This is a genomic window from Pseudovibrio japonicus, assembly GCF_014651595.1.
GTDB lineage: Bacteria > Pseudomonadota > Alphaproteobacteria > Rhizobiales > Stappiaceae > Pseudovibrio > Pseudovibrio japonicus.
Window position 1 is genome coordinate 37,074 of record NZ_BMXE01000003.1, and the last position, 15,043, is coordinate 52,116.

Genomic DNA, 15,043 nt, shown 5'->3' on the forward strand with positions numbered 1-15,043 from the left:
ATGTTTAGTTTTTTTCTTACTTTAGTAGCCGTCTCCCTGTTTGCTGCCGCTATCTCCGAAGGTGTTTATCTTCGTTTCAAAGTTGATGACTACTTCGAAAACAAGCGAACGGCCCATATCTTCCATTTTCTGATTGCGATGCTAGCAGGGTTTGCTGCGATGTATTATGCACTCTCGGACTTCATGCCAGCTGCATCGGAAGAAACGCGTGCCTTCAAGCGTCTTGGGTACGCGATAAGTGTTCCGGCAGCCATGTTGGGCTATGTGGTTTGTAACTTGTGTTATGAACTGGTTTGTTACCTGAAACGCTAGCATAAAGTGCGGTACGCCGAATACCGCGCCGCTATCACTGCCGGCATTTGGAGCCGGTAGTCCCAAGAGCGCTCATGAGCTTTGCTGCCATTGCGGTTTGTTCATCGTGGGTGGCACGCGGTCTCGGTTCAAAGGTGAGGTCCTCTTCCACGATGTAGCGGCGGGAGGTGATATCCGCTTTGTCGTGCATTGGAACCAGATGCGCGTGCGCGTGAGGGATGTCTCCGCCGGTGAAGAGGAATGCCACTCTGTCTACGCCAGTGATTTGCTTTTGTACTTTGGCGAGGTGTTGGCCGAGTTGCACAACCTTGGCTGCAAGTTCAGGGGGCAGGTCATCAAAGTAGGCGTAATGCTCCAGTGGCACGATCTGAAGATGACCGGGGCGAATAGGGCCCCTATCGAGAAAAGCCACTATCTGGTCATCCCGATAGACTTCGTAAACGCTATAGTGCTTCAGGGCTATTTTGCAAAACGGGCAGTCGGACTGTTCGGTCATAATCACTCCCCTACAACAGCTGTGCCATCCGAGACTGTATCTCCCGGAAACTGTATAACGATGTCGTTCTCGTTCAGGCCCTCTGTGACTTCGGCCATGTCCTGATTGAAGGCGCCGATGGTGATTTTCTGGAGTTGGGCTTTGCCGTCAACAATCTTGAAGGTGGCCCAGTCGTTGCCTTCTCTGAAGAGGGCGGTCATGGGCACGCGCAGCACGTTTTTGCCGTGCCATGTTTCAATGGCGGCGCGCAAGTGGAAACCGTGGCCGAGTTCCGGGGCGGGGGTGTCCAGATCCAGAATGGTGTTGACCCGTTGTTCCTCAATGCCCAGAGCCGAGACTTTGCTGAAGCCAGCCGGATCGATGCGGCGGACGGTGGCCCGCAAGGTGTTGCCGCCCCAATCTACAAGTGTTGCCTTGGCGTCTTCTTTGATCTTGACCGCTTCGGTGGAGAGCAGATCCACAACAACTTCGATATCAGAAGGGTCGCCCAGCTCCATGAGGAGTGCACCGGACTGGATGGTTTGTTCGCTCTCGACCGCCAGATTGAGGACCACGCCATTGATGGGCGAGATCATGCGTACGGCCAGTTCCTTTGAGCGTTCTGGGTCCTGTGCGATGTGTGGTTCGATCAGGCGAGCCTTGGCACTTTCCAGGTCGCTGTTGCGCTGGGCGATCTGGGCCTCTGCGCTTTGCACCTTCGCGGCTTTCAGGGTGACGTCGATCTCCACGCGCTCCAGCTGGGCGTCAGAGATGGTTTTGGAGCGGTTGAGGCGTTGGGCGCGAACCAGTTCTGACTTTGCCAGCTTGTGCTCTGCCTTGGCGGAGGCGAGTTGGGCTTCTGCCAATGAAATGGCGGCTTTGGCGGTTTCGACGCCAGCCAGTGCCTCTGCCTTGGTGCGGGCGTTCATGAACGGGGTCGTGAGCGGGTTGATGGTGGCAACCGTTGTCTCCCCGCGGATCACCTTGTCACCTACATCCAGTAGGGACCGGTCAACCCGCCCGGCGATTGGGGCGGAGATTTTGTAGATCTCCTTTACGCGGGTTTTGCCGCCTTCCTCAATGGTGACGGTCAGGTCGCCTTTGGTGATGAGCGCTGTTTCAACGGAGACAGGCTTTTCCTGCAAGGCCCAGACAAAGAGGAGGAGAACGAGCAGGGCGATAGCGCCATATGCGCCTCGTTTAACGAATTTACCGTTCATTCCTATTCCCTCGTTTTTAAGGTTTTGATGAGATCAAGATTGCTGACACGGCGGCGCACGATGAGCGCACAGGCCAGTGCAGCTGTGAGAATGACAAAGCTGGCGATGGCGTAGGTGCTTGGTAGCACAACGAGCGGGATGCGGAACAGGTCGCTGGCAAAGCCCTGTATCATGCCTGCTGCCATGCCGTAGCCGATGAGCCAGCCCATGGGTTGTGCCAGAAGGACGATCAGGGCCATCTCCACCAAAATGACGTGGAAGACTTCCTGCTTTGAGAACCCGATGACGCGCAGGCTCGCCAGTTCGCGTCCCCGCTCTGACAGCTGAATGCGGGCGGCGTTGTAGACCACGCCGAAGGCAACAATGACAGCGATGGTAATGTAAGCCACCAGCATGGATGTGACGCTTTCGTCCATCAGCTCACGGAACTTCTCGCGGGAGAGCATCTGCATGGCGATGCCGCCGAGGCCGGGCGTTTCTTTTACTGCATCGTACAAGTCATCGAGGCGGGTGCGATCTACTTTGATTGCCAGATCAGAGATGCGCGGGCCGGTGGGCACAAGGGCGTTCAACGCGTCAATGTGCATGGAGGCGGAAAGGCCCATGTAGCTGGTGATGGTGCCAGCGACGCGCACCTGCCGGATAATGGAGTTGTGCTTGGTCAGCTCCACAGTGACCATCTCGCCCGGCGTTACGCCAAGCTGATTGGCAAGGTGGGTTGGCAACATGAGGCCGGTGTGCGGCATTTCGATTGCGCGTTCGTTCAGGTCAAGAATGCGGGAGAGGTTAGCGTTGGTTGGGCGACCTGTGATTGCCACGCGTTTTTCTCGGGAGCCAAAGCGCAGGATGACGGGTTCTCGTCTGTAGGCTTCTGCGGTGAGTACACCGGGCAGGCGCAGGATGTCCCCCAGAACTTCGGGTGCTTTGTCATCTGCCAAAGTGAGGCGGGCGTCTGCGGTTTCTGCTTTGTTGAAGGCCACGTTGATCATGTGATCCATGGAGTTGGTCAGGAACAGCGCAGAGACGAGCAGGGCGAGTGCGAAGGACACGCCGACGCTGGTGAGCAGGCTGCGCACCGGATTGTGCATGAGGTGGCGTAATCCCATGGTGCTGAGCTGGGACAGGATGCGCAGGCGTCTGGACTTGAGTGAGAGGAAGCTGCGGAACCGTGGCGGGGCCGGTGGCCGCATGGCGACTGCGGGTGGCAGGCGGGCGGCTTTCATAATGGATGAGAACGCGCCTCCAAGTGCGGCAAGCAGCGAGATGGCAGCGGCAATGAGATAGAGGTCCGGGCTTTCATCAAACACGAGGAATGGGAACGAGAAGTACTGAGCATACATCTGGGTCATCAGCTTGCCCAGATAGTTGCCTGCCACTGCTCCTATGCCGACGCCGAGGAGCGCAACGACGGAGACCAGCTTGGCGTAGTGGCCTGCGACAGACCATGAGGAGTATCCGCAGGCTTTTAAGAGGCCGATCTGCTCTCGCTCCAGTGCGATCAGGCGAGACAGGATCATGTTGACGAGGAAGGCAGAGACCAGCAGGAACGTTGGTGGCAGCACCTTTGCCATTGCGGAAAGCTGGGTCAGCTCTGCATCCAGAAACGCGTGGGATTGCTGGTCTTTGCGCTCGTATGCTCCGGTGCCGCCGTAAGGCTTGAGCAGGCGGTCGAGCTTTTCAATAACGCACGGTGTGCAAGCACCTCTGAGCAGTCTTAGGGAGATGTCGTTGGCGGCGTTCTTCATGTCGAACAGGCCCTCCATGGCGGATTGAGCCATGAAGAAGACAGCAAAGCGGCGGTCGTCGGGGACGAGATCCCCAGGCCCCAGCGCGTAGATGAACTCTGGGGAGAGGATGATGCCGGTGACTTCGAGGTTGAGTTTCTTGCCGTTGAGGGTGGCGCTGAAGGTGTCGCCGGGTTTGAGGTTGTGCGCATTGGCGAAGCGGGAATCTAGCGCGACTTCGTTGGTGCGCGAGCCTTCGGGCAGGCGGCCTGCTCTCAGGTAGAGGCGGTTGACTGCTGGCTTTCTGCCGGATGGCAGGGACAGAGCAATACCAGCGGCAGGTTCCGCCATCTGAGGAATATCCAGAATGGCAGAGCGGACGATGCGCATTTCGACAGCGGCGACACCATCAATGGCAGCGATGCGTTCTTTCAGGTGGTCCGGTGCACGGACGGCCTGCGCGAAGATGTGGCCGAAGCGGTATTGGTCGTAATAGGTTTCCTGTGTGTGACTGAGGGACCGGTAGGCGCCTTGTGCAAGGATGAGCGTCATCACACCGCAGGCCATGACCAAAGCAATGGCGAGCACTTGCGCCCACAGGCGTTTCAAGTCGCGAATAACTTTTCGGTCGAGGACGGGCAGGGCTACCATGCAACCTCCGAGGGTTGCTTGGGGGCCTCGTTCTCGTGGGTGCTTTCGATGGCGCCGTCTTTGAAGACATAGACACGGTTTGCCATTTGCTGGATGGCGGTGTTGTGGGTGATGATTGCGGTGGTGGTGCCCAGCTCTTTGTTGATGCGCTGTAAGGCTTCCAGAACCAGCGTGCCGGTTTTGGTGTCGAGTGCGCCGGTGGGTTCGTCGCAGAGCAGAACTTCCGGTCGTTTGGCGATGGCGCGGGCGATGGCAACGCGCTGCTGTTCACCGCCGGACATTTCCGCTGGGAAGTGAGAGGCGCGTGGGCCGAGGCCAACCAGTTCCAGCGCTTCTTTCGGGTCCAGAGGGTCTTTAGCGATCTCGGTTGTCAGCGCGACATTTTCCCATGCGTTGAGGCTGGGAATGAGGTTGTAAAACTGGAAGACGAAGCCGACGTAATCACGGCGGTAGCGGGTCAGGTTGCTTTCGCTGAAATTGGTCAAGTTTTGGCCCATGAAGGAAACAGTGCCGGATGTGGCATTATCCAGTCCGCCAAGAATGTTCAAAAAGGTGGATTTGCCGGAGCCGGACGGCCCAAGCAATACAACCATTTCGCCTTCAAAGAGTGTCATGGAGACACCCCGAAGTGCGTGCACCTCGACCTCGTTGGTTGTGTAGGTTTTGGTGACATCTTCAGCAATGAATACTGGCGTTGGCATAGGGCCCCCAACCTGAATGTGCAGCTGCGTTACACTATAGCAGTTGCGGCCACTCTACAGGCAATGATCCTGCTCAATGAACTGCGTAATTTCCCTAGGTCAAGTGTCGCAGTTTGGTAGGGTACCGACGGGCCTGCGGAAAATCCGTTCGGGATGTCGCAATGGGGCGCAAGATTCTGGTCATGGGTATATGTTTGTGGGAATGGATTCGCGTTTTTGAGATATGTGAGAGGCAAGTCAGCCGGAATAAGGTGCGGTTATTACAAGAGAGGACAAATAATTTTCTGCTGAGCCCACGCCGGTTACACATTTTGCTGCTGTGCAGCACTGTGTATGCGGTACCTGGTAAATCAAGGATGCCCCGGATACTTTTTAATAACTCATAAATAGCTGAATCTATTTCAGAAAAAGGCGGATCTCTCGCATCCTACCTATCCCTTGGGATAGGTTTTGCAACTTGGAAACTCCGTAGCGTTAGCTCTTCCATGTCAAGCAAAGTTTAAGCAACCACTTGGTATCGTTTGGTAAATTTTCAACCATGGGTACTTGTTCCCCCAGATGAAAGATGAAAGACTTTGGTCAGTGGTTGTACGTAGGTGCGATTACACATTTTTCGCCTTCGCCCACTTAACGATGCGAAGGATTTTTATAACTGGGAGACTTTTTTAAATGCGATTTAAGCGTAGTATTCTTTCTCTCGCTCTTGCTGCAAGCGTAGCGATGCCGATTTCCGGTGCGATTATTACTGAAGCAGGTGCAGCAACGCCGCCTAACATGCTCGTCGTTGCTGGCCGTATTGATGATCTCATTTCACTTGATCCGCAGGAAATGTTCGAGTTCTCGGGTACGGACATTGCCAACAATATTTACGACAAGCTGGTCGTGTTGGACCCGTCTGACCTGTCTAAAGGGTATGGTCCTGGTCTAGCTGAGAGCTGGGAGATCTCTGAGGACGGAAAGACCTTTACCTTTAAAATGCGTGAAGGCATCAAGTTCCATTCTGGAAATCCGGTGACGGCAAAGGATGCTGAATTCAGCCTTCGTCGCGCTGTTGCTCTTAAGAAGACGCCGTCTTTCATTGTCACTCAGTTTGGGTTTACTGCCGAGAATATGAATGACACCATTAAAGCGGTTGATGAAAATACGTTCCAGATCACTACCGACAAGAAGTATGCACCTTCTTTCGTGCTGAACTGCTTTACGGCTGTGATTGCTTCCATCGTTGACTCCGAACTGGTCAAGGCCAATGAGGTTGATGGTGACTGGGGGAATGGCTGGCTAAGGACCAACTCTGCCGGCTCCGGTGCCTTTAAGTTGCAAAACTGGAAACCAAATGAGTCTTATTCTCTGACAGCGGTTCCGGGTTACTGGCGTGGTGATGTTGCAATGAAGCGCGTCATCGTGCGTCACGTGATGGAATCTGCTTCTCAGCGTCTGATGCTGGAAAAAGGTGATGTTGATGTTGCGCGTCACCTATCTCCTGAAGATGTTGCTGCGATCTCTACTAACGAAGACCTCAAGGTTGAGGACACTCTTCGCGGCCGCTTGATGTATATCTCCTTCAACCAGAAGGATCAGGCTCTGGCCCATCCAAAGGTTGCGGAAGCGCTGAAGTATCTGGTGGATTATAAGGGTATGACGGGTTCCTTCCTGAAGGGGCAGTACACCATTCAGCAGGCGTTCTTGCCGCAGACCTATATGGGTGAGCTCAAAGACACACCGTATTCCCTGAATGTTGAAAAGGCGAAGGAACTTCTTGCGGAAGCTGGATACGCTGATGGGTTCGACGTGGAGTTTATCGTTCGCAATGCGACCGAGCGTCTTGAGATTGCTCAAAGCTTGCAGAACACCTTTGCCCAGGCTGGTATTAATGCGTCAATAACTACTGGTACCGGAAAGCAGATTCTTGGTCGTTACCGCGCGCGTGATTTCCAGATCTACGTAGGTGCGTGGGGTCCGGACTATCCAGATCCACATACAAACGCTGATACGTTCGCAAACAACCCTGACAACCGTGATGAGGCAAAACTGACCGGTAAACTGGCATGGCGTGTTGGTTACCCAGCCACTGACCTGACGGTTCTGACTGATCTGGCTGTGCAGGAAAGTGACCGTGAGAAGCGTGCACGCATGTACGTTGAAGCGCAAAAGGTCTTCCAGAAGGAAGCTCCGTTTGCCGTTATGTTCCAGCAGATTGAACAGAACTCAATGCGTGAAAACGTGAGCGGCTTCAATCCGGGTGGCGCTGTCACTGGCGTATTCTACTGGCCTGTAAAGAAATAGGATTGGCTGGCAGAATATGAGTATCGCTGAGTCTACAGCGACTGTGGTGCGGCGAGGGCAGACCTCGCCGCTCTACAAGTTTTTAAAAGGTTTGATCGCTGGCCTTTTCTCCATAACCCTCACCATGGTGGGGCTTCTCTTTGTCACCTTTATTATTGCGCGCGTGATGCCCGTAGACCCTGTTCTGGCGGTCGTGGGGGAGCGTGCCTCCCAGGAAATCTATGAGGCTGCCTACAAGGCCATGGGGCTTGATCAGCCGCTTGTTGTTCAGTTCTGGCTGTTCCTGAAACAGGTGGCGGCGGGTGACTTCGGGATGTCGACGCTGACAGCGCGGCCCGTTGTTGAGGATATTGGCCGTGTGTTTCCGGCAACCCTTGAGCTTGCAACGCTGGCGACGATTGCCGGTGTGGGCCTTGGTGTGCCGATGGGCGTTCTTGCTGCGGTTTATGAAGGCCGTTGGCCAGACCAGATTATTCGCGTTGTTGGCCTGTTTGGATATTCCATGCCGATCTTCTGGTTTGGTTTGATGGGCCTTTTGATTTTCTACGGAATTCTTGGCTGGGTTGGCGGTCCGGGCCGTCTGGATATTTATTACGAAGATATCATTCCGCCTGTGACCGGCATGATTCTGATTGATAGCCTACTGGCACGGGATACGGAGATCTTCTGGAATGCAGTGAGCCACATCATCCTGCCCGCCAGTATTCTGGGCTATTACTCCATTGCTTATATTTCCCGCATGACCCGTTCCTTCATGTTGGAGCAGTTCTCTCAGGAGTACATCACCACTGCGCGGGTGAAGGGGGTTTCCGAGACGGCTGTGATCTGGCGTCATGCGCTACCGAATGTGATGATCCCGCTGATTACGGTGATTGCTCTTTCCTATGCAAATTTGCTGGAGGGGTCGGTGCTGACGGAGATTATCTTCTCGTGGCCGGGGCTGGGCAACTACATCACCAACGCTCTGCTTTCTGCTGATATGAACGCGGTACTGGGCGGAACGGTGGTGGTTGGTGCGATCTTTGTTGGTCTCAATCTCTTCTCTGACTTTATGTACAAAGTGGTGGATCCGAGGGCACGATGACGACAGCACCTGTAAAATCAAATGTGCCTGCACGGTCTGGCCTGAAGGCATGGCTTACCTCAGATGCCCCAGTGTCTCGCAGTCATGCGAAGGCGGTGCAGCTGTATCTGGGCTGGCTGAAACTTTATGAAAACAAGCTGGCGTTCCTAGGCTTTTTGATCATTGTCAGCTTGGTGCTGATGGCGATCTTTGCGCCTTTGCTGGCGACTGCTGAGCCGAACGCACAGGACTTGAGCAAGCGTTTGCTCTCACCGCTGTCCGAGGGCCACCTGTTGGGCACGGATGAGCTGGGTCGTGATATCTGGAGCCGTCTTGTTTATGGTTCCCGCATCACGCTTCTGATTGTTGGTATCGTGGCCTTTACGGCGCCGGTGTTTGGCCTGCTAATTGGCACTGTGGCGGGTTATCTGGGGGGCTGGGTTGATCAGGTGCTGATGCGTCTGGTGGATATATTCCTGGCGTTTCCACGGCTTGTGCTGGCGCTGGCGTTTGTTGCTGCGCTTGGGGCAGGAATTGAAAGTGCGATCATTGCCATCAGCCTGACGGCGTGGCCGCCTTATGCGCGTATTGCACGCGCGGAAACCCTGACCATTCGCAATGCGGATTACATTAGCGCCGTGCGGTTACAGGGTGCAGGCGTCATGCACATTATTGTCGGACATGTGTGGCCGTTGTGTTTGTCCTCCATCATCGTGCGGGTGACGCTGGATATGGCGGGAATTATTCTGACTGCAGCTGGTCTGGGATTCCTTGGTCTTGGGGCACAGCCGCCGGAGCCGGAGTGGGGGGCTATGATCTCTGCGGGCCGGAAGTTTGTTCTTGACCAGTGGTGGGTTGCGGCCATGCCGGGTATGGCGATCTTCATCGTCTCGTTGGGATTCAACCTGCTGGGTGATGGACTGCGCGATATTCTTGATCCGAAAAAGAGCCAGAGCTAGGGGAGAGGACCATGAGTGATACGCTTTTGAGCGTTGAGGACCTTTGGGTTCGCTTCCCGACGCGAGCCGGTACTGTTGATGCGGTGCGCGGGATTTCGTTTTCCGTCGGGCGTGAGCGGGTTGGTATTGTGGGGGAGAGTGGGTCTGGCAAGTCCATGACAGGGCGCAGTATTTTGCGTCTGATCCGCCCTCCGGGGCAGATGGAGGCAAAGTCCATTGCCTTTAACGGCAAGAACCTGCTGGACTATTCTGAACGGCAGATGCGGAAGATTCGTGGGCATGAGATTTCCATGGTCATGCAGGACCCGAAGTTCTCGCTAAATCCGGTGCATACGGTTGGGAAGCAGATTTGCGAGGCGTTGCGGCTGCATACGAAGGTCTCTCGCCGTGCGGCACGTCTGGGGGCACTGGAGATGCTAGAGGCGGTGCAGATCCGCAATCCTGAGCGCGTGTTTAACTCGTACCCGCATGAGCTTTCGGGCGGGATGGGGCAGCGTGTGATGATCGCGATGATGCTGATTACCGACCCCAAGCTGCTGATTGCAGATGAGCCGACCTCTGCGCTGGATGTGACGGTTCAGATGAAGGTGCTGGCGATTATGGACAAGCTGGTGCAGGAGCGGGGGATGGGGCTGATCTTCATCAGCCACGACCTGAACCTTGTCTCGTCTTTCTGTGACCGCATCATCATTATGTATGCGGGTCGCATTGTGGAGACTTGTAAGGCCAGTGAGCTGCACAATGCGGTGCATCCCTATACGCGAGGGCTGCTGAACGCGTTGCCGCGTATTGAGGAGCCCAAGGAACGGCTTGAGGCGTTACAGCGTCAGGATAGTTGGAAGCAAGAGGTCAGTGTTGATGCCCGGGTCTGATAGTGCTGTGATGGAACGTAAGCCAATGGTTGCGGAGGCAACAAAAGAGGCCCGTTTGGAGATCAAAGACCTCAACGTCTATTTTGGTGAGGGGGCGGATCGCCTTCAGGCTGTCAGGAATGTGAGCCTGAAGGTTCAGCAGGGTGGCAGCTTCGGGATTGTGGGTGAATCTGGCTCAGGCAAGTCCACTGTGCTACGTGCGGTGTGTGGTCTGGTTGAGAGCTGGGACGGTGAGATCGATATTGATGGAGCCCCTGTCTCGCATAGGCGTGACAAAGCGTTTGCGCGTAAGATCCAGATGGTTTTTCAGGACCCTTATGCGTCGCTGCATCCGCGTCATACGGTTGACCGTGTGCTGTCAGAACCGCTTAAGCTGCACGGGTTTGATAATGTTGATGCGCGTGTTCTCCGGGTACTGGATGATGTTGGGCTGGGGGCAGATTTCCGGTTTCGGTATCCGCATCAGCTGTCCGGTGGGCAGCGGCAGCGTGTGGCGGTTGCACGGGCGTTAATGCTGGAGCCTGAGATCCTGCTGCTGGATGAGCCAACTTCAGCGTTGGATGTGTCAGTGCAGGCGGAAATCCTGAACCTGTTCTCTGATCTGCGAAAGGAACATAACCTTACTTATGTGATGGTGACGCATGATTTGGCGGTGGTTGCGCATATGTGTGATGAGATCGCAGTGATGCAGCATGGTGAAGTGGTTGAGGTAATGGATGTTGAGGCGATGCGTCAGTCAAAGCCAGAGACAGCCTACACGCAGGAACTGCTGAAAGCCTCGTTGGGATATGATGCGGAGTTCTTCGGGGCCGCCTGATCCGGTCTACGCGTCTTAGAGTGTCAGGAGCCCCGTCCTTTGGCGGGGCTTTTGAGTGTCTGGGTGGGGTTCGCTGACTGGTTTGATTGTCTATGGTCAGGGCCTGTTTGCCGAACAGCAACGATATTTGTGGAAGTTCTGATAGGTCTCTGATTCTCTTTGGAACTTTTTTTGCTCCAGCACAGGGTGCCTTTGGTTGCTTTTCGAGGGTGATTTTGTCGCAGAAGAACACCCTAAAATAGCGCTTTTGGGGGAGAAAGACGTAGCGTCCAGATCATACTTAGAAGTCATGTGCAGAAAATGGACTAGGCCAATGAGTTCACTGTGAATTTCTTAATGTTTTCTGCTATAACCATCCGGCTTCATCCTACGGGTTCTTTGAACTGAAATACTCGTAGATTGGCTTGGTGTTTTCTAATTGATCTACGGTGTCTTCTTTGAGAAGTCTTGATGAAAATCTTATTTCCCACATTCCCCCGTTTCGAAAGCTGGAACGTGTTGATGTCAGAGAGATTTTAGACGCAGCAACGCCTAAGCGTTTCAGCGCGGGTCAGACTATTTTTGAAGAGCATGAAACGGCAGAGAGGTTCTTTCTTCTGCTGGACGGTCATGTGCGCGTTATTCGAACGACGGCTGGTGGAGATCAGGTGATTGCGCGGCACATCGTCAGCGGTGAGCTGATGGGGATTGCACCTGCGATTGGCCGTACGACATATCCTGCAAGTGCGGTGGCCATTGATGACTGCCTTGTGCTGTTCTGGCCGACCAATCTGTGGAGCACGTTTGTCGAAAAGTATGAGGGATTTGCGACAGAAACCTACAAGACCGTGGGTGAGCGCATCTCTGAGGCAAACAATCATATTCTGGAGCTAGCGACGCAGCAGGTTGAGCAGCGTGTTGCGCGAGCTTTGATGAGACTTGCCATCCAGAGCAGCCGCACCACTGACGAGGGGATGGAAATCGATTTTCCTCTCACCCGGCAGAATATCTCCGAGATGACCGGCACAACCCTTTACACCGTTAGCCGTTTGCTAAGCGCTTGGGAGAAGCAGGGAATCGTGACCAGCGGGCGCAAAAAGGTGGTTGTGACCGACATGGGTAAGCTGAAGTCCCTGGCGGATTTAGACCCAATGGCTAACTCCTGATTGTTGCAGGGTAAGCAGCCGGCTTCGACTAGGCAGAACTACCAGTATTCTTGAGTCTCTATCGCTTTGTTTTTAAAGGCTTTTTTATCTAATATCAGTTATTTGACGAATAGGTTGTTCTAGCACAAACTTCGCCTTTGACGTCAATTTTATCATCTTCGGGACCGTAACCACGATAGGATTCCGTAGATGTCAGAATTCCTTACAAAATCGCGGGCACGAAATATTTTTTATGGGGGATCGTTGTTCTTCATAGGCATATTTGGCGTGCTCACAATCGACAGCCATCTTTACATCGTCAATGAGGCTACTTCGAAGATGCCGCTGACCGACGAGGTTGTGCTCGGCAAACACATTTGGGAAAAGAACTCCTGCATTAACTGCCACACGCTGCACGGGGAAGGTGCTTACTTTGCACCGGAAGTGGGTAACGTGATGACACGTTGGGGTGTTCTGGATGATCCGGATGATGCAGCTGAGACACTTGGCGCATGGATGGAATCACAACCCAGCGGGATCGAAGGGCGTCGCCAGATGCCACACTTCGAGTTGACTGATGAAGAAGTCCGCGGCCTCTCTGAATTCTTGCGTTGGGCCGATAAGACCAACACGCAAGACTGGCCACCGAACGACGCTGGTTAAGGGGTGGTATTATGAAATACAGTTCTCAAAAAGTCGCGTATGCTTACTTCGTAGCTGCGCTTGGTTTATTCGCAATTCAGGTGCTGGGCGGCTTGCTCGCAGGCTGGATCTACGTTTCACCTAATTTCCTTTCGGAATTGCTGCCGTTCAACATCGTTCGCATGTTGCACACAAACGCACTAGTTGTCTGGCTTCTGCTTGGCTTCTTTGGTGCAGCTTACTTCATCATTCCGGAAGAGAGCGAGCGCGAGATCCACTCCGTTAAGCTTGCTTACATTCAGCTGATCATTCTTGTGGTTGGTACACTGGGTGCTGTTGTCAGCTACCTGTTCGGCATTCACGAAGGCCGCGAATTCCTTGAGCAGCCGCTCTGGGTTAAAGTGGGCATTCTTGTTGCTGCGCTGATCTTCCTGTTCAACATCTCCATGACCGTGCTGAAAGGCCGTAAGACTGCCATTACCAACATTCTGGTGATCGGTCTTTGGGCTCTTTCTCTGCTGTGGCTGTTTGCGTTCTACAACCCGGACAACCTGAGTCTGGATAAGATGTACTGGTGGTACGTGATTCACCTTTGGGTGGAAGGTACCTGGGAACTGGTGATGGCTTCCATCCTTGGCTTCCTGATGCTGAAGCTTACCGGTGTTGACCGCGAAGTTATCGAGAAGTGGCTCTACATCATCGTAGCGACCGCTCTGTTCTCCGGTATTCTTGGTACAGGACACCACTACTACTGGATCGGGACGCCGGGGTACTGGCAGTGGATTGGTTCCATCTTCTCTACTTTGGAAGTCATACCATTCTTCCTGATGATGACCTTCTCCTTCGTCATGGTCTGGAAAGGTCGTAAGAACCATCCAAACAAAGCAGCTCTGCTGTGGTCTTTGGGTTCTGCAACAGTTGCGTTCTTTGGTGCTGGCGTCTGGGGCTTCCTGCATACTCTGCACGGTGTGAACTTCTACTCACACGGTACACAGATCACTGCAGCGCATGGTCACCTTGCCTTCTTCGGTGCCTACGTCGCTCTGAACCTTGCCGTGTTCACCTACGCAATGCCAATGCTTAAGGCTCGCAGCCCATACAACCAGGTTCTCAACATGGCCAGCTTCTGGCTGATGACCGGTGGTATGTCCTTCATGACCTTCGTGCTGACATTTGCCGGAACCATTCAGACTCACATGCAGCGTGTTGTTGGTGAAGACTTCATGTCCGTACAGGATCAGCTGACAGTGTTCTACATCATGCGCTTCGGTGCTGGTGCGGCTGTTGTGCTCGGTGCTCTGCTGTTCATCTACTCTGTGCTTGTACCGCGCAAGGAGCTGTTCACTGAAAGCACTGGTTCTACTCCTGAAGCCAAAGCAGTTCTGGAAGGTGGTCGTTAATGACTGTACAGAACCACGTTTTTGATGTGCCCTATTATCAGCCTATCGCCGATGAATGTGCACTATTCGAAACGGCTTTTAACAAAGGTCTGCCCCTTCTTTTGAAGGGGCCGACGGGCTGCGGCAAAACCCGCTTTGTGGAGCATATGGCCGCTAAGCTGGGTCGCCCCATCTACACCGTGGCATGCCATGATGATCTTTCTGCAGCTGACCTGATTGGTCGTTACCTGCTTAAAGGTGGTGTGACCGAGTGGGTTGATGGTCCGCTGACAAGGGCGGTTCGCGAAGGCGCGATCTGCTACCTTGATGAAGTGATTGAAGCACGGAAAGACGTTGCGGTTGTTTTGCACCCGCTGACTGATAACCGTCGCCGTCTCATCATCGAGCGTACTGGCGAAGAGCTGCAAGCTCCACCGAACTTCATGCTCGTTGCCAGCTATAACCCCGGTTATCAGAATGTTCTGAAGCAGATGAAGCCTTCCACACGGCAGCGCTTCCTCTCAACCACCTTTGATTTCCCTGATGCGGAAACCGAAGTTCAGGTTGTTGCTAAAGAAAGCGGACTGGATGTTGAGCGTTCCAAATCTCTGGTGCGTCTTGCTGGCCATATTCGTGGTCTTTCCAGCCTTGATCTGGAAGAGGGGGTCTCTACCCGCTTGCTGATCTACGCTGCCTCCCTGATTGCTGGTGGTATGCCAGTTGAGAAAGCACTGCAATACTCTGTTGTTGAACCACTGAGTGATGAGCCTGACGTTCAGGTCGCGCTTCGTGATTTGATCGCAGTTGTTTACGGGTGAGCC

Annotated in this window: 14 protein-coding genes; 10 read left to right on the forward strand and 4 right to left on the reverse strand. The window is 54.0% G+C overall.

Going from position 1 to position 15,043, the window contains the following annotated elements:
- Positions 1-312, forward strand: coding sequence for a hypothetical protein (locus IE076_RS08745; protein WP_189436413.1), 312 nt, complete (start codon positions 1-3; stop codon positions 310-312).
- Between the two features lie 34 nt (positions 313-346).
- Here IE076_RS08745 and IE076_RS08750 read toward each other — a convergent pair whose 3' ends face one another.
- The 4 genes from IE076_RS08750 to IE076_RS08765 are packed head-to-tail and all read right to left on the reverse strand — an operon-like array spanning position 347 to position 5,083.
- Positions 347-808 (reverse strand): HIT family protein, encoded by a 462-nt coding sequence (locus IE076_RS08750; RefSeq protein WP_189436414.1) that lies wholly within the window; start codon positions 806-808, stop codon positions 347-349.
- Between the two features lie 2 nt (positions 809-810).
- Positions 811-2,007, reverse strand: a complete 1,197-nt coding sequence (locus IE076_RS08755; RefSeq protein ID WP_189436415.1) for an efflux RND transporter periplasmic adaptor subunit — start codon at positions 2,005-2,007, stop codon at positions 811-813.
- Positions 2,008-2,009: 2 nt separating this feature from the next.
- Positions 2,010-4,382, reverse strand: a complete 2,373-nt coding sequence (locus IE076_RS08760; RefSeq protein WP_189436416.1) for an ABC transporter permease — start codon at positions 4,380-4,382, stop codon at positions 2,010-2,012.
- On the reverse strand, positions 4,376-5,083 hold the full coding sequence (locus IE076_RS08765) for an ABC transporter ATP-binding protein (protein WP_189436417.1): 708 nt from the start codon (positions 5,081-5,083) through the stop codon (positions 4,376-4,378). Before IE076_RS08765 ends, IE076_RS08760 begins: the two co-directional genes overlap by 7 nt.
- A 669-nt stretch (positions 5,084-5,752) precedes the next feature.
- Here IE076_RS08765 and IE076_RS08770 point away from each other — a divergent pair.
- From IE076_RS08770 to IE076_RS08810, 9 genes are all read left to right on the forward strand, one after another.
- Entirely contained in the window at positions 5,753-7,366 is a 1,614-nt protein-coding gene (locus tag IE076_RS08770; protein ID WP_189436418.1) for an ABC transporter substrate-binding protein, read from the forward strand.
- Positions 7,367-7,382: 16 nt separating this feature from the next.
- The gene (locus IE076_RS08775; protein ID WP_189436419.1) at positions 7,383-8,450 is read left to right on the forward strand and encodes an ABC transporter permease; all 1,068 of its coding nucleotides are present in this window, start codon (positions 7,383-7,385) and stop codon (positions 8,448-8,450) included.
- Positions 8,447-9,388: an ABC transporter permease gene (locus IE076_RS08780; protein WP_189436420.1), complete on the forward strand. Its 942-nt coding sequence runs from the start codon at positions 8,447-8,449 to the stop codon at positions 9,386-9,388. The genes IE076_RS08775 and IE076_RS08780 overlap by 4 nt, the downstream gene beginning before the upstream one ends.
- 11 nt (positions 9,389-9,399) lie before the next feature.
- Complete coding sequence (locus IE076_RS08785; RefSeq protein WP_189436421.1) at positions 9,400-10,260, forward strand: ABC transporter ATP-binding protein; 861 nt, start codon at positions 9,400-9,402, stop codon at positions 10,258-10,260.
- Positions 10,247-11,077 carry an ABC transporter ATP-binding protein gene (locus tag IE076_RS08790; protein WP_244649643.1) on the forward strand — a complete coding sequence of 277 codons (831 nt, stop codon included), beginning with the start codon at positions 10,247-10,249 and terminating at the stop codon, positions 11,075-11,077. The genes IE076_RS08785 and IE076_RS08790 overlap by 14 nt, the downstream gene beginning before the upstream one ends.
- A 428-nt stretch (positions 11,078-11,505) precedes the next feature.
- Positions 11,506-12,222, forward strand: a complete 717-nt coding sequence (locus IE076_RS08795; protein WP_244649644.1) for a Crp/Fnr family transcriptional regulator — start codon at positions 11,506-11,508, stop codon at positions 12,220-12,222.
- 189 nt (positions 12,223-12,411) lie between these two features.
- Positions 12,412-12,864, forward strand: a complete 453-nt coding sequence (locus IE076_RS08800) for a c-type cytochrome (protein WP_189436423.1) — start codon at positions 12,412-12,414, stop codon at positions 12,862-12,864.
- A gap of 11 nt (positions 12,865-12,875) precedes the next feature.
- Positions 12,876-14,243: a cbb3-type cytochrome c oxidase subunit I gene (locus tag IE076_RS08805; protein ID WP_189436424.1), complete on the forward strand. Its 1,368-nt coding sequence runs from the start codon at positions 12,876-12,878 to the stop codon at positions 14,241-14,243.
- A complete protein-coding gene (locus tag IE076_RS08810; protein ID WP_063312651.1) occupies positions 14,243-15,040 on the forward strand; it encodes a CbbQ/NirQ/NorQ/GpvN family protein in 798 nt (265 codons plus the stop codon). The genes IE076_RS08805 and IE076_RS08810 overlap by 1 nt, the downstream gene beginning before the upstream one ends.
- Positions 15,041-15,043 lie beyond the last annotated feature (3 nt).